Genomic DNA, 21847 nt, shown 5'->3' on the forward strand with positions numbered 1-21847 from the left:
ACCGAACATCAATCTCGGAAACGCGCATATACCTATGCGTGTGGCAAATGCCCCTGCTCGCTATGTAGCCAGCCGATATCCGTCTTTTACCCTTTTTAGCAGTAGTGCCGGAGGACGCTGCCCCACGCTTCAGAACCTAGGACTCAAACCTATGTCAATGCACGTTAGCAACCCTGACGATGTCAGCGACGATGACAAAATTCTTCGTTTGCGCGATGTCGAGGCAATCGTCGGCCTAAAACGTTCAACGATCTATCGGAAAATTTCGGAAGGCCTTTTCCCGCGACAGCGCCTTTTGTGCGGCTCCAGCGTCGGTTGGCGTAATAGCGAAGTCCAGGCTTGGATTCGGCAAAGGGAGGCGCTGTAATGCAGCGCCGAACACCTCAACAACCGGGCTGGATGATAGAACTCACAGCAGCGGTCGATATCCCAGCGGAAAAAACCCAGTGGATTTGGCCAGGCTGGCTGCCAAAGGCAAAGTTATCCATTCTTGCCGGTGCAGGTGGATGCGGCAAAACCACGCTGGCAATCTCGCTGGCCGCCACGCTCAGCAGAGGTGGTGACTGGCCAGACGGCAGCAAATGTGAGGCAGCAGGCAACATCGTAATCTGGAGCGGCGAGGATGGTATCGCTGACACGATCATTCCCCGCCTTACGGCTGCAGATGCAGACCTAACCCGCGTGCACATAATCGAAGGGCTAAGTGATCAGCGCGGGAACAGGCGACAGTTTGATCCTGCAGCCAACTTTGCCCTTTTGAATGAGGCAGCCGCACGTATTGACGGCGTTTCATTGCTGATTTTCGATCCACTGATCAATCTTATTCGTGGAGATATGCACCGAGCAAACGAGGTTCGGCAAGGGCTACAAATGGTAGTGGATTTTGCAGAGCGGCATTGTTGCGCTGTCCTCGGCATATCTCACCTGAGCAAAGGTACGGCCCAGTCCTCCGCCGCTAATCGTGTAATCGGCAGCCAGGCATTCTCCGCGCTCGCTCGCACTGTACTGGTGGCAGAGAAGGATCAAAATTCAGAAGCCAGGGTGCTTGTCCGAGCCAAGTCCAACGTTTCGATTGATAACGGAGGAATCGAGTATTTCGTTGAGCCCATCGTTATAGACGAGCAGTTGGAGACAACCTGCATCCGATGGGGAGAGGCCATCGATGGTAGCGCTGAAGCCATTCTCGCTGCGATCGAGCAAGCGGGTGACGCCAGACCCGCATCAGCTACTCAAGAAGCGCGTAGCTTTCTTGAGGAGACGTTGCAAGCTGGGCCTGTTGCAATCAATGCGTTGATGGCTTTAGCTGAAGAACGTTGCATTTCTTCGGCGTCACTTCGCAGAGCCCAGAAACAGCTAGGTATACGTTCACACAAAACAGGTATGCAGGGCGGATGGGCATGGGAGCTTCCCACCGCTCCCTGAAGGCGCTCAACGCACGTCGAAGGTGCTCAATACTCGTGTTGAGCATCTTCGTTTTTATTGAACGCCTTCGACTCGCGAGAGAGTTTGTATGACTGATTCCGCAGATAAAACCCCAGCATGCCAGGCGCACAGGTCGACCACGAACTACTTCCCAATGAAATAGAGATTGCCGTTCTTGTTGTAAATAGCGGCAGGTCGGAAGTCCTTAGGCCAATTCCGTCCAGGGTAGTATGCATAGATCCATTCGGGCAGGTGACGAGCAATACCCGCCAGCGCATCCATGCCGTCCTTATCAGCTCTGCTAGCGTCAGCAAATAGTTCGCCTGAGGGATCGGTCAGGAAAATCGGGCCGTAGGCTTTCTCGGCCGAAATGAATGCTGGCGCAGCGCTCGCCGGAGCGTCGAACGGTGCAGGGTTCCCAGCAGCCAAATCTGCAAGCCTGTCGTATTTCTTGCCTGATCCGTCAGCGTACTTAGCCGGCTCATGACGCAACTTTGAGATTTTCCCACCGAAGTATTTTTCTCTCGCATCCAGCCAGGCCAACCTGACCAACGCAGATGCCTCCTTTGGGTTAGACGCGAGTTCCTCAGGCACCCACGCAGCAACCTGGTAATGATAGACAGGGCCAGCGCTGCCACCACCCAGCAAGAACAACCCGACGCCAAGAGAGGCTGCTCCTGCGCTGCTAAAACCAGTTGGAGGTGACACGTATCCCAAACCTGCCGTCGCCAGACCTCCAGAGCCTCCCGAAGTCCCCAGCGCGCTCAAGTTATTTACCTCGTTCCCGACCATTTCCCTTGGAATATCGCGCTGACCATCGATGCGCATGGCTTCCAGAACCAGCATGGCATCGGACCATTTCTCGCGAGGAACATTTTTAGGTTCTGGCAACGTGACCCTCGGGGTACTGGAGCACCCAACTAGCGCAACCAACAGCAAGGTACCAACGCATCCCTTCACAGAAAAATACACCGACATGAAAACTCCCTATTTTTATTCAGTGGTAGTCCGGCACACGTAGTGCGCCGGAGACATCCGTCACTTGCCTGCCAGGTCATAGCGCCCAAAATTATCTGGGCAACTTCAGCGGAAAATACCACCACCACTTAAACGACCGCAGATGATTTCTGCGAACCGACGTAGCGGTAAAGCGTTGTTCGAGAAACGCCATACCGTCGGGCAACATCGGTCACCTGTATCTCAGGATCTCTGAGAAGAGCTCGTATCTCACGTACCTGACGATCATCCAGCGCAGGCTTGCGTCCACCGTTTCTCCCACGGGCACGAGCCGCAGCCAGCCCTGCGCGAGTTCGCTCTCGAATGAGGTTGCGCTCGAACTCCGCCAGGGCAGCGAACACGTGAAAGATCAGCTTACCGGCAGCGCTGGTGGTTTCGATTCGTTCGGTCATGGATTCGAAGGCCACCCCTTCCCGCTCCAAGCTACTGACAATCCCAACCAAGTCAGGCAGAGAACGACCGAGACGGTCCAGTCGCCAGACAACCAGAGTGTCACCACTACGCAGAGCTGTTAGGCAATGCCCAAGCTCCGGCCTGTCCGCCGACTTGCCGCTCATGGTCTCCTCGTAGACTGTTGAGCACCCAGCCAGAGCAAGTGCATCTCGCTGCAGGTCGAGGTTCTGATCATCAGTCGACACTCGGGCATACCCAATCCGCTTTCCCATACGTTTTTCTCACACTGATTTCGGTACAGGAAAAGTGACAGGAAAGCGGTAAATCCCAAGTTCAAAAGTGTCGTTTTCAGAAGACGGCTGCACTGAACGTCAGAAGCCGACTGCACTATAGCAGCGGAGGGGTTGGATCCATCAGGCAACGACGGGCTGCTGCCGGCCATCAGCGGACGCAGGGAGGACTTTCCGCAACCGGCCGTTCGATGCGGCACCGATGGCCTTCGCGCAGGGGTAGTGAATCCGCCAGGATTGACTTGCGCTGCCCTACCTCTCACTAGTGAGGGGCGGCAGCGCATCAAGCGGTGAGCGCACTCCGGCACCGCCAACTTTCAGCACATGCGTGTAAATCATCGTCGTAGAGACGTCGGAATGGCCGAGCAGATCCTGCACGGTTCGAATGTCGTAACCGCTGCGGAGCAAGGCCGTCGCGAACGAGTGGCGGAGGGTGTGCGGTGTGGCGGGCTTCGTGATGCCTGCTTGTTCTACGGGGCACTGTTGCAAATAGTCGGTGGTGATAAACTTATCATCCCCTTTTGCTGATGGAGCTGCACATGAACCCATTCAAAGGCCGGCATTTTCAGCGTGACATCATTCTGTGGGCCGTACGCTGGTACTGCAAATACGGCATCAGTTACCGTGAGCTGCAGGAGATGCTGGCTGAACGCGGAGTGAATGTCGATCACTCCACGATTTACCGCTGGGTTCAGCGTTATGCGCCTGAAATGGAAAAACGGCTGCGCTGGTACTGGCGTAACCCTTCCGATCTTTGCCCGTGGCACATGGATGAAACCTACGTGAAGGTCAATGGCCGCTGGGCGTATCTGTACCGGGCCGTCGACAGCCGGGGCCGCACTGTCGATTTTTATCTCTCCTCCCGTCGTAACAGCAAAGCTGCATACCGGTTTCTGGGTAAAATCCTCAACAACGTGAAGAAGTGGCAGATCCCGCGATTCATCAACACGGATAAAGCGCCCGCCTATGGTCGCGCGCTTGCTCTGCTCAAACGCGAAGGCCGGTGCCCGTCTGACGTTGAACACCGACAGATTAAGTACCGGAACAACGTGATTGAATGCGATCATGGCAAACTGAAACGGATAATCGGCGCCACGCTGGGATTTAAATCCATGAAGACGGCTTACGCCACCATCAAAGGTATTGAGGTGATGCGTGCACTACGCAAAGGCCAGGCCTCAGCATTTTATTATGGTGATCCCCTGGGCGAAATGCGCCTGGTAAGCAGAGTTTTTGAAATGTAAGGCCTTTGAATAAGACAAAAGGCTGCCTCATCGCTAACTTTGCAACAGTGCCCCTGCGTGCGCTGCTGCCATGTCCACTACCTGACGCCGGTGATGGTGATGGCCTCGCCGGAGCGGGAATTTCTTAACCTCGACGAATTTAGACGATCGGCGGGCGAGGGGATGTCGTGGCAAGGTCCGCCTTGCGCTGCTCCGCAAGGGCGACACCAGCGGGTTCGTCGGCGGCCACGCCTAGCGCGACCGCAACCAAGCGTCGAAAAAGTATACGCTCGTCACCCGCCGTCTCCTGTGCTGAGAGTCTCAGGCCGATCGGCCGGCAGGGCTCAATGTCAGCAAACGCGTGATGAGCGGTGGCCTTCAACAGTGATAAGGCGGCACCAGAGAAAAATCACTCAGGGTCAATGCCAGCGCTTCGTTAATACAGATGTAGGTGTTCCACAGGGTAGCCAGCAGCATCCTGCGATGCAGATCCGGAACATAATGGTGCAGGGCGCTGACTTCCGGTGCCAGCAGATATTTTGGCAGTTTGCCTTGGATCAGAGCCATCTGACGCAGGGCTAGTGCAGCCGGATAGTCAATAGCTACCGGCAGCGGTGCGGACTGTTGTAACTCAGAATAAGAAATGAGGCCGCTCATGGCGTTGACTCTCAGTCATAGTATCGTGGTATCACCGGTTGGTTCCACTCTCTGTTGCGGGCAACTTCAGCAGCACGTAGGGGACTTCCGCGTTTCCAGACTTTACGAAACACGGAAACCGAAGACCATTCATGTTGTTGCTCAGGTCGCAGACGTTTTGCAGCAGCAGTCGCTTCACGTTCGCTCGCGTATCGGTGATTCATTCTGCTAACCAGTAAGGCAACCCCGCCAGCCTAGCCGGGTCCTCAACGACAGGAGCACGATCATGCGCACCCGTGGCCAGGACCCAACGCTGCCCGAGATGCGCCGCGTGCGGCTGCTGGAGATGGCGGACGCGATGGATATGTTCTGCCAAGGGTTGGTTTGCGCATTCACAGTTCTCCGCAAGAATTGATTGGCTCCAATTCTTGGAGTGGTGAATCCGTTAGCGAGGTGCCGCCGGCTTCCATTCAGGTCGAGGTGGCCCGGCTCCATGCACCGCGACGCAACGCGGGGAGGCAGACAAGGTATAGGGCGGCGCCTACAATCCATGCCAACCCGTTCCATGTGCTCGCCGAGGCGGCATAAATCGCCGTGACGATCAGCGGTCCAATGATCGAAGTTAGGCTGGTAAGAGCCGCGAGCGATCCTTGAAGCTGTCCCTGATGGTCGTCATCTACCTGCCTGGACAGCATGGCCTGCAACGCGGGCATCCCGATGCCGCCGGAAGCGAGAAGAATCATAATGGGGAAGGCCATCCAGCCTCGCGTCGCGAACGCCAGCAAGACGTAGCCCAGCGCGTCGGCCGCCATGCCGGCGATAATGGCCTGCTTCTCGCCGAAACGTTTGGTGGCGGGACCAGTGACGAAGGCTTGAGCGAGGGCGTGCAAGATTCCGAATACCGCAAGCGACAGGCCGATCATCGTCGCGCTCCAGCGAAAGCGGTCCTCGCCGAAAATGACCCAGAGCGCTGCCGGCACCTGTCCTACGAGTTGCATGATAAAGAAGACAGTCATAAGTGCGGCGACGATAGTCATGCCCCGCGCCCACCGGAAGGAGCTGACTGGGTTGAAGGCTCTCAAGGGCATCGGTCGACGCTCTCCCTTATGCGACTCCTGCATTAGGAAGCAGCCCAGTAGTAGGTTGAGGCCGTTGAGCACCGCCGCCGCAAGGAATGGTGCATGCAAGGAGATGGCGCCCAACAGTCCCCCGGCCACGGGGCCTGCCACCATACCCACGCCGAAACAAGCGCTCATGAGCCCGAAGTGGCGAGCCCGATCTTCCCCATCGGTGATGTCGGCGATATAGGCGCCAGCAACCGCACCTGTGGCGCCGGTGATGCCGGCCACGATGCGTCCGGCGTAGAGGATCCACAGGACGGGTGTGGTCGCCATGATCGCGTAGTCGATAGTGGCTCCAAGTAGCGAAGCGAGCAGGACTGGGCGGCGGCCAAAGCGGTCGGACAGTGCTCCGAGAACGGGTGCGCATAGAAATTGCATCAACGCATATAGCGCTAGCAGCACGCCATAGTGACTGGCGATGCTGTCGGAATGGACGATATCCCGCAAGAGGCCCGGCAGTACCGGCATAACCAAGCCTATGCCTACAGCATCCAGGGTGACGGTGCCGAGGATGACGATGAGCGCATTGTTAGATTTCATACACGGTGCCTGACTGCGTTAGCAATTTAACTGTGATAAACTACCGCATTAAAGCTTATCGATGATAAGCTGTCAAACATGAGAATTCGCGAATGAACAAGCTCCAACGCGAGGCCGTGATCCGAACCGCGCTCGAACTGCTTAACGACGTGGGCATGGAAGGTCTAACGACGCGCCGACTGGCTGAGCGCCTCGGGGTGCAACAGCCAGCGCTCTACTGGCATTTCAAGAACAAGCGTGCGTTGCTCGACGCACTTGCCGAAGCCATGCTGACGATAAATCACACGCATTCGACGCCAAGGGATGACGACGACTGGCGTTCGTTCCTGAAGGGCAATGCATGCAGTTTTCGACGGGCGTTGCTCGCTTATCGCGATGGCGCGCGTATTCATGCCGGGACGCGGCCAGCCGCGCCGCAGATGGAAAAAGCCGACGCGCAGCTTCGCTTCCTTTGCGATGCTGGCTTTTCGGCAGGTGACGCGACCTATGCGTTGATGGCAATCAGCTACTTCACCGTCGGCGCTGTTCTTGAGCAGCAAGCTAGCGAGGCAGACGCCGAGGAGCGGGGCGAAGATCAGTTGACCACCTCAGCGTCTACGATGCCGGCGCGCCTACAGAGCGCGATGAAAATCGTCTACGAAGGCGGTCCGGACGCGGCATTCGAGCGAGGCCTGGCTCTCATCATCGGCGGTCTTGAAAAAATGAGGCTCACTACGAACGACATTGAGGTGCTGAAGAATGTTGACGAATGACAGGGGGCGGCAGGTGCGGAGGGCGCGGTTGCTTCGTCATATGAAGCAAAGTCACCTAGCTGAATTAATGGGTGTGGATCAGGCAACCGTGTCGCGCTGGGAGCGGGGCACCCTTGCATTGTCGGATGGGAGGTGGTCAGCGGTTCTTCAATTGCTTACCGGGCCTTCCGATTCATCGTACGACGCTGCGCTGAAGCGTCTGGTGCAATCCTCCGCCCACAAAGTCCATCTGGTAGCGACCGGACACATTGTTTGCTCGCGGCATCTCCGGCCAGGCAAAGGGAATTGCGGATTGACCTAGCCGAACTCCTTGGTAAATCGCTGCGTGTTTATGCGTCCCCGAGATAGTTGCGGCCGACTCTGCGCTTAATGGGCTCGGTTGGCATGAGGGGCGGCTGGGGTCACTCGAGGTGGATACCGGCCCGAACTGGAGCGAGGAACTTCCATACTGCCAAGGCGAATGCTGTGGGAGCGCATCATGCTCGCTGATGGTAGCCCGGCACTACTTGTTACCACCACAGCTTAATGCGAAGGGTGCTCCTGTTCTTGTGCATATTTTATGCGCTGCTGATTGTGCATCGAACTGATAACCTCAACGGGTCTGCTTTGTAGTTCACCACACCCCTGACGCGCGCGTGCCGGATAAGCAGAACTATGGTGCCGATGGATGTCAGGAACACTCGGCCTGGTTCGTAACTAGGTCGTCCTGCGCGATCCTGCGGCTAGGGCCGGAATCGTGCTCGCCAGTCAGGCGCTGATGAAGCCTATGGGCACTGTTGCAAATAGTCGGTGGTGATAAACTTATCATCCCCTTTTGCTGATGGAGCTGCACATGAACCCATTCAAAGGCCGGCATTTTCAGCGTGACATCATTCTGTGGGCCGTACGCTGGTACTGCAAATACGGCATCAGTTACCGTGAGCTGCAGGAGATGCTGGCTGAACGCGGAGTGAATGTCGATCACTCCACGATTTACCGCTGGGTTCAGCGTTATGCGCCTGAAATGGAAAAACGGCTGCGCTGGTACTGGCGTAACCCTTCCGATCTTTGCCCGTGGCACATGGATGAAACCTACGTGAAGGTCAATGGCCGCTGGGCGTATCTGTACCGGGCCGTCGACAGCCGGGGCCGCACTGTCGATTTTTATCTCTCCTCCCGTCGTAACAGCAAAGCTGCATACCGGTTTCTGGGTAAAATCCTCAACAACGTGAAGAAGTGGCAGATCCCGCGATTCATCAACACGGATAAAGCGCCCGCCTATGGTCGCGCGCTTGCTCTGCTCAAACGCGAAGGCCGGTGCCCGTCTGACGTTGAACACCGACAGATTAAGTACCGGAACAACGTGATTGAATGCGATCATGGCAAACTGAAACGGATAATCGGCGCCACGCTGGGATTTAAATCCATGAAGACGGCTTACGCCACCATCAAAGGTATTGAGGTGATGCGTGCACTACGCAAAGGCCAGGCCTCAGCATTTTATTATGGTGATCCCCTGGGCGAAATGCGCCTGGTAAGCAGAGTTTTTGAAATGTAAGGCCTTTGAATAAGACAAAAGGCTGCCTCATCGCTAACTTTGCAACAGTGCCTTCTACGGCACGTTTGAAGGCGCGCTGAAAGGTCTGGTCATACATGTGATGGCGACGCACGACACCGCTCCGTGGATCGGTCGAATGCGTGTGCTGCGCAAAAACCCAGAACCACGGCCAGGAATGCCCGGCGCGCGGATACTTCCGCTCAAGGGCGTCGGGAAGCGCAACGCCGCTGCGGCCCTCGGCCTGGTCCTTCAGCCACCATGCCCGTGCACGCGACAGCTGCTCGCGCAGGCTGGGTGCCAAGCTCTCGGGTAACATCAAGGCCCGATCCTTGGAGCCCTTGCCCTCCCGCACGATGATCGTGCCGTGATCGAAATCCAGATCCTTGACCCGCAGTTGCAAACCCTCACTGATCCGCATGCCCGTTCCATACAGAAGCTGGGCGAACAAACGATGCTCGCCTTCCAGAAAACCGAGGATGCGAACCACTTCATCCGGGGTCAGCACCACCGGCAAGCGCCGCGACGGCCGAGGTCTTCCGATCTCCTGAAGCCAGGGCAGATCCGTGCACAGCACCTTGCCGTAGAAGAACAGCAAGGCCGCCAATGCCTGACGATGCGTGGAGACCGAAACCTTGCGCTCGTTCGCCAGCCAGGACAGAAATGCCTCGACTTCGCTGCTGCCCAAGGTTGCCGGGTGACGCACACCGTGGAAACGGATGAAGGCACGAACCCAGTGGACATAAGCCTGTTCGGTTCGTAAACTGTAATGCAAGTAGCGTATGCGCTCACGCAACTGGTCCAGAACCTTGACCGAACGCAGCGGTGGTAACGGCGCAGTGGCGGTTTTCATGGCTTGTTATGACTGTTTTTTTGTACAGTCTATGCCTCGGGCATCCAAGCAGCAAGCGCGTTACGCCGTGGGTCGATGTTTGATGTTATGGAGCAGCAACGATGTTACGCAGCAGGGCAGTCGCCCTAAAACAAAGTTAGACATCATGAGGGTAGCGGTGACCATCGAAATTTCGAACCAACTATCAGAGGTGCTAAGCGTCATTGAGCGCCATCTGGAATCAACGTTGCTGGCCGTGCATTTGTACGGCTCCGCAGTGGATGGCGGCCTGAAGCCATACAGCGATATTGATTTGTTGGTTACTGTGGCCGTAAAGCTTGATGAAACGACGCGGCGAGCATTGCTCAATGACCTTATGGAGGCTTCGGCTTTCCCTGGCGAGAGCGAGACGCTCCGCGCTATAGAAGTCACCCTTGTCGTGCATGACGACATCATCCCGTGGCGTTATCCGGCTAAGCGCGAGCTGCAATTTGGAGAATGGCAGCGCAATGACATTCTTGCGGGTATCTTCGAGCCAGCCATGATCGACATTGATCTAGCTATCCTGCTTACAAAAGCAAGAGAACATAGCGTTGCCTTGGTAGGTCCGGCAGCGGAGGAATTCTTTGACCCGGTTCCTGAACAGGATCTATTCGAGGCGCTGAGGGAAACCTTGAAGCTATGGAACTCGCAGCCCGACTGGGCCGGCGATGAGCGAAATGTAGTGCTTACGTTGTCCCGCATTTGGTACAGCGCAATAACCGGCAAAATCGCGCCGAAGGATGTCGCTGCCGACTGGGCAATAAAACGCCTACCTGCCCAGTATCAGCCCGTCTTACTTGAAGCTAAGCAAGCTTATCTGGGACAAAAAGAAGATCACTTGGCCTCACGCGCAGATCACTTGGAAGAATTTATTCGCTTTGTGAAAGGCGAGATCATCAAGTCAGTTGGTAAATGATGTCTAACAATTCGTTCAAGCCGACCGCGCTACGCGCGGCGGCTTAACTCCGGCGTTAGATGCACTAAGCACATAATTGCTCACAGCCAAACTATCAGGTCAAGTCTGCTTTTATTATTTTTAAGCGTGCATAATAAGCCCTACACAAATTGGGAGATATATCATGAAAGGCTGGCTTTTTCTTGTTATCGCAATAGTTGGCGAAGTAATCGCAACATCCGCATTAAAATCTAGCGAGGGCTTTACTAAGCTTGCCCCTTCCGCCGTTGTCATAATCGGTTATGGCATCGCATTTTATTTTCTTTCTCTGGTTCTGAAATCCATCCCTGTCGGTGTTGCTTATGCAGTCTGGTCGGGACTCGGCGTCGTCATAATTACAGCCATTGCCTGGTTGCTTCATGGGCAAAAGCTTGATGCGTGGGGCTTTGTAGGTATGGGGCTCATAATTGCTGCCTTTTTGCTCGCCCGATCCCCATCGTGGAAGTCGCTGCGGAGGCCGACGCCATGGTGACGGTGTTCGGCATTCTGAATCTCACCGAGGACTCCTTCTTCGATGAGAGCCGGCGGCTAGACCCCGCCGGCGCTGTCACCGCGGCGATCGAAATGCTGCGAGTCGGATCAGACGTCGTGGATGTCGGACCGGCCGCCAGCCATCCGGACGCGAGGCCTGTATCGCCGGCCGATGAGATCAGACGTATTGCGCCGCTCTTAGACGCCCTGTCCGATCAGATGCACCGTGTTTCAATCGACAGCTTCCAACCGGAAACCCAGCGCTATGCGCTCAAGCGCGGCGTGGGCTACCTGAACGATATCCAAGGATTTCCTGACCCTGCGCTCTATCCCGATATTGCTGAGGCGGACTGCAGGCTGGTGGTTATGCACTCAGCGCAGCGGGATGGCATCGCCACCCGCACCGGTCACCTTCGACCCGAAGACGCGCTCGACGAGATTGTGCGGTTCTTCGAGGCGCGGGTTTCCGCCTTGCGACGGAGCGGGGTCGCTGCCGACCGGCTCATCCTCGATCCGGGGATGGGATTTTTCTTGAGCCCCGCACCGGAAACATCGCTGCACGTGCTGTCGAACCTTCAAAAGCTGAAGTCGGCGTTGGGGCTTCCGCTATTGGTCTCGGTGTCGCGGAAATCCTTCTTGGGCGCCACCGTTGGCCTTCCTGTAAAGGATCTGGGTCCAGCGAGCCTTGCGGCGGAACTTCACGCGATCGGCAATGGCGCTGACTACGTCCGCACCCACGCGCCTGGAGATCTGCGAAGCGCAATCACCTTCTCGGAAACCCTCGCGAAATTTCGCAGTCGCGACGCCAGAGACCGAGGGTTAGATCATGCCTAGCATTCACCTTCCGGCCGCCCGCTAGCGGACCCTGGTCAGGTTCCGCGAAGGTGGGCGCAGACATGCTGGGCTCGTCAGGATCAAACTGCACTATGAGGCGGCGGTTCATACCGCGCCAGGGGAGCGAATGGACAGCGAGGAGCCTCCGAACGTTCGGGTCGCCTGCTCGGGTGATATCGACGAGGTTGTGCGGCTGATGCACGACGCTGCGGCGTGGATGTCCGCCAAGGGAACGCCCGCCTGGGACGTCGCGCGGATCGACCGGACATTCGCGGAGACCTTCGTCCTGAGATCCGAGCTCCTAGTCGCGAGTTGCAGCGACGGCATCGTCGGCTGTTGCACCTTGTCGGCCGAGGATCCCGAGTTCTGGCCCGACGCCCTCAAGGGGGAGGCCGCATATCTGCACAAGCTCGCGGTGCGACGGACACATGCGGGCCGGGGTGTCAGCTCCGCGCTGATCGAGGCTTGCCGCCATGCCGCGCGAACGCAGGGGTGCGCCAAGCTGCGGCTCGACTGCCACCCGAACCTGCGTGGCCTATACGAGCGGCTCGGATTCACCCACGTCGACACTTTCAATCCCGGCTGGGATCCAACCTTCATCGCAGAACGCCTAGAACTCGAAATCTAACGTCCGTTCGGGCATCGAGGTCCATGTCGGGGTGGGACGGGCCCGTGGCTTCAAGATCACTTGCAGTCCGACCGCGATGTCTTGGTTGCGCGAGAGGTTGTCGATATCCTCCACTTCCATCATCAACCCTGGATAATGCCGCCGCCGTCATCGCCGCCGACGCCCGTGCCGGGCTTTTCGGGCCTGTCAGGCTTGCTCGGCCTTCAGCCTGCCTGGGCGAGATCTCCGGCGGACGGATTAACGGCGGAGCTTCGCCGCCTTTCGTGCGTGTGAAGGCCGAAGATAGTTCTCTCAAAAACATCCGTTTATGAGAGATACCAAATGTCATTTTCAGAAGACGACTGCACCAGTTGATTGGGCGTAATGGCTGTTGTGCAGCCAGCTCCTGACAGTTCAATATCAGAAGTGATCTGCACCAATCTCGACTATGCTCAATACTCGTGTGGGCTCTGTTGCAAAAATCGTGAAGCTTGAGCATGCTTGGCGGAGATTGGACGGACGGAACGATGACGGATTTCAAGTGGCGCCATTTCCAGGGTGATGTGATCCTGTGGGCGGTGCGCTGGTATTGTCGCTATCCGATCAGCTATCGCGACCTTGAGGAAATGCTGGCGGAACGCGGCATTTCGGTCGACCATACGACGATCTATCGCTGGGTCCAGTGCTACGCCCCGGAGATGGAGAAGCGGCTGCGCTGGTTCTGGCGGCGTGGCTTTGATCCGAGCTGGCGCCTGGATGAAACCTACGTCAAGGTGCGGGGCAAGTGGACCTACCTGTACCGGGCAGTCGACAAGCGGGGCGACACGATCGATTTCTACCTGTCGCCGACCCGCAGCGCCAAGGCAGCGAAGCGGTTCCTGGGCAAGGCCCTGCGAGGCCTGAAGCACTGGGAAAAGCCTGCCACGCTCAATACCGACAAAGCGCCGAGCTATGGTGCAGCGATCACCGAATTGAAGCGCGAAGGAAAGCTGGACCGGGAGACGGCCCACCGGCAGGTGAAGTATCTCAATAACGTGATCGAGGCCGATCACGGAAAGCTCAAGATACTGATCAAGCCGGTGCGCGGTTTCAAATCGATCCCCACGGCCTATGCCACGATCAAGGGATTCGAAGTCATGCGAGCCCTGCGCAAAGGACAGGCTCGCCCCTGGTGCCTGCAGCCCGGCATCAGGGGCGAGGTGCGCCTTGTGGAGAGAGCTTTTGGCATTGGGCCCTCGGCGCTGACGGAGGCCATGGGCATGCTCAACCACCATTTCGCAGCAGCCGCCTGATCGGCGCAGAGCGACAGCCTACCTCTGACTGCCGCCAATCTTTGCAACAGAGCCTCCGTCGCCATGCTCACCTCGCTTTGGTGCACACGAGTATTGAGCATAGTCGAGATTGGTGCAGATCACTTCTGATATTGAACTGTCAGGAGCTGGCTGCACAACAGCCATTACGCCCAATCAACTGGTGCAGTCGTCTTCTGAAAATGACAAAAAGATCATTTGGAATAGGTGTGCCATAAACGACCGTTTACGGGACGGATGCGCTCGTCAATTTCAGGCGCTGAAAGCGACCGAAAACGAACCACAGGATATTTTTTCTTCCTCAACATTCCCTACAGCAGCTCAGCACCTGAGCTGATTGGAGGAATGACCATGAAGCAGAGTTTCCACCTACATTTTGATCGGGACTTGAGCAAGGCCGGTTCGGCGATCCTCAGGGAGGCAGTCCGGCGCGGCCTCCTCAGCCAACACGAGGCAATGATCCACGACCAGCAGTGGGCCCAGTTTAGTATTTACGCCAAGGAGTCTCATGAGGTGGACATCCTGGAGCTCGTCAATAAAAAACTGGTGCGGCAATACGGCGAAGAACTCTGTATCCAGGTGTACCACGGGAATCTCTCGCAGCAAGGCGCGGCGAACTTGCTTGAGACCGTGTATTCAGTAATGGCCCTTGCAACCGATGGTGGCTGGAAAGTCGCGACAGCTGACGTTGGCGACCGTATTGGCTTTCCTAACCATGCACGGATTACCGTCCCGCGCAGCCTTGATCAAGCGAGGTTCGAGGCAGCTGTAGAAGACGTTCAAGCTCGCCTCTCTGAGCACCTGGCGGTGGTGATTATGTTAGTGCGGTATCTGGGCATTTCGCTGCGTGAAGCGTTTTTCTTCGATGCCCGAATAGCTGAATGACGCCAAAGCAGACGGATATCATTCGGTAAGTAACGGCAGCGAAGATCCATACGATCACCGCAAAATTAATATCTCAGGGGGCAAGCAGATCGCCGTTTTGGAAACGGCCTCGGCAGTTCAAGGTGTGCGGCACTGTCAGCATCCAAGACAAGAAGCATGGCGGATATGGCGGCAAAACAGCCTACCTGCAGCTAAGGAGCTTTTGCTTGCTCATGGGTTAAATTTTGATGATTGCCGCTCAGCGTATGCCTGCGAGCTCTACGAACAATGGGCCGATCATAAAGCTCCGATTCTTGGGGGAAACGCTCCCCACGACGAGGATCTAGAGGCGCGGGATCACGTCGCCTACGAGCTCGGAAATTTGCGTATCTGGGAAACTGATGCATACGTCGGTGCCCGAGCCACCCTACTGAAGGAAGCAGCCGGTACCAGCCGCTAAGGCACTACGCAGCAGATTTGGGATTAGATCAGACGCCCTTAAACTTGGCTTACCTCGAGTCAAAGGAGTCAGGGCGTGGATCGTTTTGAATTGTTGGTATATGCGGTACTTGCGGTCATCAGTGCGCTCACCATCACAGGTGCTGTTGGCTACATGGTCGCAGCGTATCTGGACAAGAAGCGTGGCGACGATTGAGTCTTCAGCGGTATGACCAGATACCTGTAACAAACTGTCCGCTGCCTTTTCATCGGCAGCGGGCGCCTACCCGAATCCACCTGCAAGGCATCACTACTGCGATACGCAATATTTGCCACCCAAGTCCATGAGATCAGCGATGACCTTGGCTGGGTAGTCAGTTGCCGCGTCAATGCGAAAATGACCGGAGCGCCGAAGCGCTTAGATCAACGGCATGCTCGCTTCTCGATGTGGCGAATTAGCTTGCCCGGTACGCCATAACCCGTGCGCCGACTCGCAGGCACCATCTGATCTTGGGTTTTCCTAAAACTACCGGAGAGTGTCTAGCGACCTCATCTATCCGGAGCACCACCATGGAATTTCGCCACCTCGGTAACGGGCAGTACTTCCCACCCATTGCACCAAACGGTCGGGTTTACGCCGTACCTCTTGGGCAGGAAACCCAGGTAGAAATTTTCTGCCTGACACCAGTAGGCATCATGGGCGCGGGCGTCCAATCGCACTGGTCAGAAATCGTTGGTTTTTACTACGACGACGAATCATGGGAGATCATCCCGCGCAATTACTCGGGACGAGGAATGCGCTTCCGCAGAGGCCTCTCCTGCATCATGGTGATCGCCGGCAGCGAGGCTCTCACGACCCACATCCAGGGCTACCCCATCCCCATCTGCGTAATGAACCGCATTGCATTCGAACAGCAGCGATGCAGTGAAGGGTAGCGCATCACCGCCGCCATCCGCTGCGCGACACAGGTACCAGCTAGACCAGCACCTACCAATGTTTATTTTATGAAAGTGAAGCCTCTCACTGCTAATACAGATCGCAGTTGGCCAGCAGCCTTAGACGTACGCATCACTGCTAATAGCAAATATAGCCTGTGAACCCCGCATGCACTGGCCTGCTGGCTGGCAGCGAGTAGATTTAGCGCACTACACTGCTTATAGCCCGTAACCTACTCAAGCGCTGCAACATGTCGCACAGGAATTCACTGCTGATACAAGAAAGCCCCGTCAGACCATGCTGCACGGGGCTTTCGGACGCTAAAATCGGTTCAGATCCGTTCGGCACTGCTTATAGGCACTCAGCCTCTACTCTCCCGAATAGAGACCGCCATGATCAAGCGCTTGGTATCTAGACAGTTTCTTTTCATAAGCGACCAACGTCCGACGCAGCTGACGATTCTCGCTGGCAATGCTACGAATCTCAGCAAGACGCTCCTCAACCTGCAAAACCAGGCGGCGGTAAGGGTATTTAACAAACTCGAACGAGGAAGCCGGGTATTTGTGTTTGCCATTGCCCTTGGCAATAGTAAGGGGCGCGAATTTGTTTTTTTGCCCACGCAGTGGCACCAGTTTGCACCAGTAGATCGAGTACGCATTCGGGCTCGTTTGCTTGATTGACACGGCAGCTACAACAGATCTGGCCCCAGTCTTTTTGTACAGCTTCATGGACGCATCCACATAGCTTGTTACCAGGCGTCTCGCGTCCACCAACAACTGCTCATATTGCTGATCCAGCAAGGCGACTATCGCTTGCGGTTCTTTGCTCATGGCCAAGGCTCCAACTGCTTCTAGAGCCCAAATGGTGGCATCTCATCCGGTATCAAAAATTCGCTTTCAGGCGATTTTACCGTCAGAAATTTACGGAAGCGGAGTTGGCAATGCACCGCTGCCGCTCTGCCGCGCGTTAGATGGGCGGCAGATGACGACATTGCAGACGTACAGCAACATTACGTGCAAAGGATGCACAACAGACGACGACGGATGCCCTGGCTCGAGATTGAACAGAATCAACGAATGCCAAAGTGACGATAAGCAGGCAATGGCCAAGAGCTGATCCTTCTGATCGACGGCTTCCGCCCCAAGCCGGATCTTTACCGCTCGCGCTTCGAACATTGCGGTGTTGGTTCGCAAACATTCCCAACCACAAGCAGAATGGCAGTTGCGCAAAACAAAAACGGTTATGACCCGCCTTTCCCGACTGGCGAATGCAAAGTCGTAGGCAGCGCACGGGTAGCACGGAGTTCTTCCGCGATAATGGTCGCCTGCTGCAGAGCGGCACTGTCAAGAAACGAAGCGTTCAGATCGAACGTGATGGCATCGTCGTCGGAGCTTTCCTTTATCGCATAGGGCCCGAAGAGGATGTCGTTGCTTCCCTCAACATGGGGCTGGAAACGTGACAGGGGATTACGACTGTCGTTCCCATTGTGTATCGCTATCGCGGAACCATTGTCGCTATACATGGTACGCAGAACGGAGGGATCGCGCTTGCCGCTAATCCATTGCCGGGGCGTGACAGGATCGCCGTCCATTACTAGGGACACGCGCAAGAGGTAAATTACCTCGTCCGCGTCCTCGAGCCTACTGAACGCAGCATCATAGTCCGGCTGCCTACCCAACACGCAGTCGATGTCCACCTGTATGTCGAAGAAGGCCACTTTGCCGGCATTCGCTCGCACGTCATAAAGGAGATCCAGAAGTTTTGGGCTACCTTGGTCAGCCGCGGTAGGGCAGAACGTGTACCAGCCGGAAATGACGGGCATCTCAACACCTATCACTGCTGGCGTAATAGCTGGCTCTGCCTGGCTCGGAATTGCTTTCTGGGAACTGTTTGCTGCCGGGGATGCCACAGAGCCTGACACTTCTGATCCAGGAGGAGGTGCGCTGTCAACTGCAGGCCCCTCATGCAACAAAGCCCATAATCTAATTCGCCCAGTCTAGGGGGCTATAGATCGCCAGTCATCAGTAGCTCTCTCAGTATGCTGAGATTTTTCCTGATTTCAGCTTCTACCTTTCCAGAATAATCAAGTGCCTCAAGCGTATTCTTTGTTTGGTTCATTGCCTCTGCTATTATATCAATGGCAGTTTTTCTTGATGCTGCCATATTTTCTAGAGTCTGTTCCCCTGCATCTAGCATTGTTACAATATCTTGTTTGCTTAACTTATCATAATTCACGTTACGGAGTTGCTCTAGTATTAACTCTTGATCCGACATATATGATCCCCTTTATTATTATCGATTTGTTGTTTATGATAATATTAATTATTTCATTGTTCCAGAAAAAAACAGCTGGGATAGCGTATCATAAAAAATATATTTCGAGCAAATGGGGAAAGTCGGTCGAGCCATGCGCATAACCAATCCATGGCATTGGACGCACAGTATATCGTTACCGGTGGATAAATGAATTAACCGCTCAATCCACTAGGTTGCGACGACGCAATCAGTTCGTGGACGGTGCGGTTTATCTATTACCCCCTCTAGATAAATGAGCAGGGACAAACTTCGCCACCCAAGATGGCACTTTTTCTACCGGCATGGGTTTCGCAATACCATAGCCTTGCGCTACATCACAACCTAGGTTCATCAGCAACACTTCGTGCTCAACCGTTTCCACCCCTTCAGCAATAACCTCGCGGTTAAACGATTTCGCTAGGCCGATGATCGCCTTAGTCAGCCCCAAGCTGTCTTTATCGATGAGTATGTCGCGTATAAATGATTTGTCTATCTTGATTGACTGCGTGGGCAGTTGTTTAAGGTAGCTCAGCGATGAATACCCGGTTCCAAAGTCGTCCAACGAAAATGTCACACCCAGATCCTGGCAAGCAATGAGGCACTGAGTGACATGTGATAAGTGTTCTATCACCACTGATTCGGTAATCTCAATATCCAACATCTGCGGCAAAACATTAGGGTGGCTGTCCAGCAAAAACTTTAGGGACTTTACAAAGTTTTCTTTTTTGAAATGTATTGCTGCAATGTTTACACTCACAGACCACGAATGACCCAAGTCCGCCCATTGTTCTATTTGACTGAGCGCCTGATCTATGACCCACTCGCCGATCTCCACGATCAGATCGCTCTGCTCAATCAACGGTATAAAATACTGCGGTAATATAAGTCCATCTTGCGGATGCTGCCAACGCAATAGTGCTTCAAAACCAATCACTGCCCCACTGCTCAAACTTATTTTTGGTTGATAATGCAAGCATAACTCACCATCATGTAACGCTTGGCGAACCCGTATTACGGTATCAAAAGCTGATTTATCCATCTTATCTTTTGATACATCAAACAAATGGAAACAGTTACGGCCACTTTGTTTGGCCTTATACATAGCCTGATCGGCATGACGTAGCAGTGTATCGGCATTCTCATTATCGTTTGGATAGAGCGTCACACCGATACTGGCGGAAATATTAATGCCTATGCCATCGATGATGTAGACGGCGGAAAGGGCAGCTAAAAGCCTCTGCAGGGCGCTTTCCAACACCTTGGGATCCCGCACACCCAAAATCAGCACGAACTCATCGCCTCCCAAACGGGCTACGGTATCTTCGATACGCATACTATGTTTCAGGCGATCAGCCACCGCCACTAACAGACGATCACCTATCTCGTGGCCATAGCGGTCGTTAATCTGCTTAAACCCATCGAGATCAAGCACGCCCACGGCAACCGTGCTGGGCTGGCTCTTTGCTTTGACAATAGCCTGATCAAGCGCTTTGGACAGCAAAAAACGATTTGGAAGACCCGTCAGCTCGTCGTGCTCAGCCTGCCATTGCAAGGTTTCCAGAAACTTCCGCTTTTCGGTCACATCGAAACGAATGGAAACGTATTTCTGCACCCGCTGGCTGGCATCATCGTACATGGGTACAATGGTGCTCTCTACCCAATACAGGCTGCCATCCTTTTTACGGTTGCAAATTTCACCTTTCCATACCTGCCCACGTGAAACTTTTTTCCACATATCAATAAAGAACTCAGGGGGATGCTGCCCTGAGTTTAGTATGCGGTGGTTTTGCCCAATCAACTCCTGTGCGCTATAGCCAGAAATATCACAGAACTGTTCATTGACATAGGTGATTATTCCGGATTTATCGGTTTCCGAGAAAATAGCTGCCGCATCCACCGCTGCACGGTATCTTGCACTCATATATAAACCTAATTCACCAAAATAGTCATAAGGTCACTACCTGTTGAACCGTTCAACCAACGAGTTTAAACCACGGGATGTACTTTCAAGTTCGCGGCCACGAATCACGGCGGAGTTAGCATTCTTCGCTGTTCTCTCAACCGTTCCCGCTACGTTATTAATCTGCCGAGCAATATCTTCAGCGACACTAGCCTGCTCTTCTGAAGCGGCTGCCATTTGCTGGCTCATACCACTGATCCGTTCAACAGCATCGCGAATGCCTTGGAGAGCACACTGCGCCTCTATAACTTGCTGTACACCGTGGTCGGCCTCGCGAATACCGAGTTTGGCAATGCTCACAGCCTCATCTGCGCCTTTTTTAAGGGTTTCAATGACGCTTTGAATTTGTTGAGTCGATACGCGGGTTTTAGCGGCCAAGGCCCGGACTTCATCAGCTACTACCGCAAAACCACGACCCTGCTCACCAGCCCTAGCCGCTTCAATTGCAGCGTTGAGAGCGAGTAGGTTGGTTTGATCAGCAATGGCTTGAATCACCCCCGCAGCAGCCATAATTTGCTGGGTTTCATTGGCAAGGTAATCCACAGCAGTGCTGATATTCGTGACGGTACTGGCCAGCAACTGAATGGCCTCACGGGAAGTACCGGCGACTTTATCACCTTGTTCAGCCAGTTCATTTGCTGCTTGCGCTTCCATGGCGGTTTTTTGAACATGCCCTGCCACTTCGTTGATTGAGGCCGCCATCTCCGTCATGGCGGCTGCCGTCATGTCCGTTTCCGCTCGCTGCTCCAGCAAGGCATTTTCAGTTTGGTTCGAGAGTAAGGAGGAATGCGCAGCGGCTTCAGCCACTTGGCTGGCCAGATCGCTTAGCCGAGTCAGTGCGGTTTTAAGGCGTGCATCCTCACTAATCAATATCATTTCCAACTGCGCTGAAGGGCCATACGTATCGCTGTAAGTGATGGCGCTAATCGGATCTGAAAAAGCGTCAGGGGCGCATTTCATGATATGACTCAACTGATGTTCCAGCCGCGTATAGGACCACCATCCTGTAACGAGAAAGAGCACGGCAGTTACCGCTTGTGCTGCCAGGCTTGGCAGCACGCTAGCCGCACCTATTGCCAACGCAGCCGCAGTTGCAGGTAAGACCATCCTCCTCATGAATGCCGCATAATGACGATTTTGGGGAATGGAATTTTTACCTGCACGCAACCGGTCATACAGCTTTTGTGCGCGATCAATTTGCTCCCGAGTCGGCTTGACTCTAACGGACTCGTAGCCTGTTAAGCGGCCATCTTCGAAAATAGGGGCGGTTGCAGGAGCTGAGTGCAACACGGTTATTGAATTGAAGCCGGAGCATCATGCCGCATTGCCATGGCATTTTGCATGACCTCTCCCATCACCTCGATGGGGCATTTG

21 protein-coding genes and 4 pseudogenes are annotated in these 21847 nt (G+C 54.9%); 14 read left to right on the forward strand and 11 right to left on the reverse strand.

The genetic code is table 11. From position 1 onward, the window contains the following. The first annotated feature begins 157 nt into the window (after positions 1–157). Both ACNFCI_RS15130 and ACNFCI_RS15135 read left to right on the forward strand, forming a co-directional pair. Complete coding sequence (locus tag ACNFCI_RS15130; protein ID WP_256207019.1) at positions 158–367, forward strand: helix-turn-helix transcriptional regulator; 210 nt, start codon at positions 158–160, stop codon at positions 365–367. Continuing rightward, positions 367–1422 carry an AAA family ATPase gene (locus ACNFCI_RS15135; protein ID WP_274119154.1) on the forward strand — a complete coding sequence of 352 codons (1056 nt, stop codon included), beginning with the start codon at positions 367–369 and terminating at the stop codon, positions 1420–1422. Before ACNFCI_RS15130 ends, ACNFCI_RS15135 begins: the two co-directional genes overlap by 1 nt. A 144-nt stretch (positions 1423–1566) precedes the next feature. Here ACNFCI_RS15135 and ACNFCI_RS15140 read toward each other — a convergent pair whose 3' ends face one another. The 3 genes and pseudogenes from ACNFCI_RS15140 to ACNFCI_RS15150 all read right to left on the reverse strand — a co-directional run. Then, a complete protein-coding gene (locus ACNFCI_RS15140; RefSeq protein ID WP_061551370.1) occupies positions 1567–2268 on the reverse strand; it encodes a hypothetical protein in 702 nt (233 codons plus the stop codon). Positions 2269–2528: 260 nt separating this feature from the next. Then, positions 2529–3104, reverse strand: a complete 576-nt coding sequence (locus tag ACNFCI_RS15145) for a recombinase family protein (RefSeq protein WP_274119153.1) — start codon at positions 3102–3104, stop codon at positions 2529–2531. 270 nt (positions 3105–3374) lie between these two features. Then, positions 3375–3596, reverse strand: a pseudogene (locus ACNFCI_RS15150) (tyrosine-type recombinase/integrase); the annotation flags it as partial. A gap of 65 nt (positions 3597–3661) precedes the next feature. Here ACNFCI_RS15150 and ACNFCI_RS15155 point away from each other — a divergent pair. Beyond that, positions 3662–4366: an IS6-like element IS26 family transposase gene (locus ACNFCI_RS15155; RefSeq protein ID WP_001067855.1), complete on the forward strand. Its 705-nt coding sequence runs from the start codon at positions 3662–3664 to the stop codon at positions 4364–4366. Between the two features lie 357 nt (positions 4367–4723). Here the strand turns inward: ACNFCI_RS15155 and ACNFCI_RS15160 are convergent, their stop codons facing one another. Then, positions 4724–5002, reverse strand: coding sequence for a tyrosine-type recombinase/integrase (locus ACNFCI_RS15160; protein ID WP_000015696.1), 279 nt, complete (start codon positions 5000–5002; stop codon positions 4724–4726). Between the two features lie 268 nt (positions 5003–5270). Between ACNFCI_RS15160 and ACNFCI_RS15165 the strand changes: the two are divergent. Beyond that, a pseudogene (locus ACNFCI_RS15165) lies at positions 5271–5360 on the forward strand (type VI secretion protein); the annotation flags it as partial. 91 nt (positions 5361–5451) lie between these two features. Here ACNFCI_RS15165 and tet(C) read toward each other — a convergent pair. After that, positions 5452–6642 carry a tetracycline efflux MFS transporter Tet(C) gene (gene tet(C) / locus ACNFCI_RS15170; protein ID WP_001297013.1) on the reverse strand — a complete coding sequence of 397 codons (1191 nt, stop codon included), beginning with the start codon at positions 6640–6642 and terminating at the stop codon, positions 5452–5454. A 92-nt stretch (positions 6643–6734) separates the two neighbouring features. Here tet(C) and tetR(C) point away from each other — a divergent pair, with 92 nt between their 5' ends. From tetR(C) to ACNFCI_RS15185, 3 genes are all read left to right on the forward strand, one after another. After that, positions 6735–7394: a tetracycline resistance transcriptional repressor TetR(C) gene (gene tetR(C) / locus ACNFCI_RS15175; RefSeq protein WP_001038045.1), complete on the forward strand. Its 660-nt coding sequence runs from the start codon at positions 6735–6737 to the stop codon at positions 7392–7394. Further along, on the forward strand, positions 7381–7695 hold the full coding sequence (locus tag ACNFCI_RS15180; protein ID WP_061342203.1) for a helix-turn-helix domain-containing protein: 315 nt from the start codon (positions 7381–7383) through the stop codon (positions 7693–7695). The genes tetR(C) and ACNFCI_RS15180 overlap by 14 nt, the downstream gene beginning before the upstream one ends. 531 nt (positions 7696–8226) lie before the next feature. Then, a complete protein-coding gene (locus tag ACNFCI_RS15185) occupies positions 8227–8931 on the forward strand; it encodes an IS6-like element IS26 family transposase (protein WP_001067855.1) in 705 nt (234 codons plus the stop codon). Between the two features lie 52 nt (positions 8932–8983). On the opposite strand, the pseudogene intI1 reads toward ACNFCI_RS15185, so the two are convergent. Next, a pseudogene (intI1, locus tag ACNFCI_RS15190) lies at positions 8984–9781 on the reverse strand (class 1 integron integrase IntI1); the annotation flags it as partial. A gap of 145 nt (positions 9782–9926) precedes the next feature. On the opposite strand from intI1, the pseudogene ACNFCI_RS15195 reads away from it, so the two are divergent. The 7 genes and pseudogenes from ACNFCI_RS15195 (at position 9927) to ACNFCI_RS15225 (ending at position 16217) form a co-directional block, all read left to right on the forward strand. Further along, a pseudogene (locus tag ACNFCI_RS15195) lies at positions 9927–10765 on the forward strand (AadA family aminoglycoside 3''-O-nucleotidyltransferase). 116 nt (positions 10766–10881) lie between these two features. Then, complete coding sequence (locus tag ACNFCI_RS15200) at positions 10882–11229, forward strand: quaternary ammonium compound efflux SMR transporter QacE delta 1 (RefSeq protein WP_000679427.1); 348 nt, start codon at positions 10882–10884, stop codon at positions 11227–11229. Beyond that, positions 11223–12062, forward strand: a complete 840-nt coding sequence (sul1, locus tag ACNFCI_RS15205) for a sulfonamide-resistant dihydropteroate synthase Sul1 (RefSeq protein ID WP_000259031.1) — start codon at positions 11223–11225, stop codon at positions 12060–12062. The genes ACNFCI_RS15200 and sul1 overlap by 7 nt, the downstream gene beginning before the upstream one ends. A gap of 127 nt (positions 12063–12189) precedes the next feature. After that, positions 12190–12690, forward strand: coding sequence for a GNAT family N-acetyltransferase (locus tag ACNFCI_RS15210; protein WP_000376623.1), 501 nt, complete (start codon positions 12190–12192; stop codon positions 12688–12690). A 506-nt stretch (positions 12691–13196) separates the two neighbouring features. Beyond that, positions 13197–13961: an IS6-like element IS6100 family transposase gene (locus tag ACNFCI_RS15215; RefSeq protein ID WP_001389365.1), complete on the forward strand. Its 765-nt coding sequence runs from the start codon at positions 13197–13199 to the stop codon at positions 13959–13961. A 369-nt stretch (positions 13962–14330) separates the two neighbouring features. After that, positions 14331–14864: a hypothetical protein gene (locus ACNFCI_RS15220; RefSeq protein WP_416768029.1), complete on the forward strand. Its 534-nt coding sequence runs from the start codon at positions 14331–14333 to the stop codon at positions 14862–14864. A gap of 987 nt (positions 14865–15851) precedes the next feature. Beyond that, the gene (locus ACNFCI_RS15225) at positions 15852–16217 is read left to right on the forward strand and encodes a hypothetical protein (RefSeq protein ID WP_017735521.1); all 366 of its coding nucleotides are present in this window, start codon (positions 15852–15854) and stop codon (positions 16215–16217) included. Positions 16218–16586: 369 nt separating this feature from the next. Here ACNFCI_RS15225 and mobI read toward each other — a convergent pair whose 3' ends face one another. The 5 genes from mobI to ACNFCI_RS15250 all read right to left on the reverse strand — a co-directional run bounded on the left by mobI (position 16587) and on the right by ACNFCI_RS15250 (position 21589). After that, positions 16587–17048: a conjugative transfer protein MobI(A/C) gene (mobI, locus tag ACNFCI_RS15230; protein WP_416768030.1), complete on the reverse strand. Its 462-nt coding sequence runs from the start codon at positions 17046–17048 to the stop codon at positions 16587–16589. A 410-nt stretch (positions 17049–17458) separates the two neighbouring features. After that, positions 17459–18040, reverse strand: a complete 582-nt coding sequence (locus ACNFCI_RS15235; protein WP_058161071.1) for a hypothetical protein — start codon at positions 18038–18040, stop codon at positions 17459–17461. A 182-nt stretch (positions 18041–18222) separates the two neighbouring features. Beyond that, on the reverse strand, positions 18223–18492 hold the full coding sequence (locus ACNFCI_RS15240) for a hypothetical protein (RefSeq protein ID WP_003253606.1): 270 nt from the start codon (positions 18490–18492) through the stop codon (positions 18223–18225). A 250-nt stretch (positions 18493–18742) separates the two neighbouring features. Next, complete coding sequence (locus tag ACNFCI_RS15245) at positions 18743–20434, reverse strand: putative bifunctional diguanylate cyclase/phosphodiesterase (RefSeq protein ID WP_416768031.1); 1692 nt, start codon at positions 20432–20434, stop codon at positions 18743–18745. A gap of 36 nt (positions 20435–20470) precedes the next feature. Then, positions 20471–21589: a methyl-accepting chemotaxis protein gene (locus ACNFCI_RS15250; RefSeq protein ID WP_371918259.1), complete on the reverse strand. Its 1119-nt coding sequence runs from the start codon at positions 21587–21589 to the stop codon at positions 20471–20473. Positions 21590–21847 lie beyond the last annotated feature (258 nt).

The organism is Pseudomonas sp. NY15356 (assembly GCF_048068175.1).
In the GTDB taxonomy this organism is placed as follows: Bacteria; Pseudomonadota; Gammaproteobacteria; order Pseudomonadales; family Pseudomonadaceae; genus Aquipseudomonas; species Aquipseudomonas putida_K.

Coding starts and splice junctions, on each gene's coding strand:
- ACNFCI_RS15130 (WP_256207019.1), top strand. CDS start 158: ATGCACGTTAGCAACCCTGACGATGTCAGCGACGATGACAAAATTCTT.
- ACNFCI_RS15135 (WP_274119154.1), top strand. CDS start 367: ATGCAGCGCCGAACACCTCAACAACCGGGCTGGATGATAGAACTCACA.
- ACNFCI_RS15140 (WP_061551370.1), bottom strand. CDS start 2,268: ATGCTGGTTCTGGAAGCCATGCGCATCGATGGTCAGCGCGATATTCCA.
- ACNFCI_RS15145 (WP_274119153.1), bottom strand. CDS start 3,104: ATGGGAAAGCGGATTGGGTATGCCCGAGTGTCGACTGATGATCAGAAC.
- ACNFCI_RS15155 (WP_001067855.1), top strand. CDS start 3,662: ATGAACCCATTCAAAGGCCGGCATTTTCAGCGTGACATCATTCTGTGG.
- ACNFCI_RS15160 (WP_000015696.1), bottom strand. CDS start 5,002: ATGAGCGGCCTCATTTCTTATTCTGAGTTACAACAGTCCGCACCGCTG.
- ACNFCI_RS15180 (WP_061342203.1), top strand. CDS start 7,381: ATGTTGACGAATGACAGGGGGCGGCAGGTGCGGAGGGCGCGGTTGCTT.
- ACNFCI_RS15185 (WP_001067855.1), top strand. CDS start 8,227: ATGAACCCATTCAAAGGCCGGCATTTTCAGCGTGACATCATTCTGTGG.
- ACNFCI_RS15200 (WP_000679427.1), top strand. CDS start 10,882: ATGAAAGGCTGGCTTTTTCTTGTTATCGCAATAGTTGGCGAAGTAATC.
- sul1 (WP_000259031.1), top strand. CDS start 11,223: ATGGTGACGGTGTTCGGCATTCTGAATCTCACCGAGGACTCCTTCTTC.
- ACNFCI_RS15210 (WP_000376623.1), top strand. CDS start 12,190: ATGGACAGCGAGGAGCCTCCGAACGTTCGGGTCGCCTGCTCGGGTGAT.
- ACNFCI_RS15215 (WP_001389365.1), top strand. CDS start 13,197: ATGACGGATTTCAAGTGGCGCCATTTCCAGGGTGATGTGATCCTGTGG.
- ACNFCI_RS15220 (WP_416768029.1), top strand. CDS start 14,331: ATGAAGCAGAGTTTCCACCTACATTTTGATCGGGACTTGAGCAAGGCC.
- ACNFCI_RS15225 (WP_017735521.1), top strand. CDS start 15,852: ATGGAATTTCGCCACCTCGGTAACGGGCAGTACTTCCCACCCATTGCA.
- mobI (WP_416768030.1), bottom strand. CDS start 17,048: ATGAGCAAAGAACCGCAAGCGATAGTCGCCTTGCTGGATCAGCAATAT.
- ACNFCI_RS15235 (WP_058161071.1), bottom strand. CDS start 18,040: ATGCCCGTCATTTCCGGCTGGTACACGTTCTGCCCTACCGCGGCTGAC.
- ACNFCI_RS15240 (WP_003253606.1), bottom strand. CDS start 18,492: ATGTCGGATCAAGAGTTAATACTAGAGCAACTCCGTAACGTGAATTAT.
- ACNFCI_RS15245 (WP_416768031.1), bottom strand. CDS start 20,434: ATGAGTGCAAGATACCGTGCAGCGGTGGATGCGGCAGCTATTTTCTCG.
- ACNFCI_RS15250 (WP_371918259.1), bottom strand. CDS start 21,589: ATGAGGAGGATGGTCTTACCTGCAACTGCGGCTGCGTTGGCAATAGGT.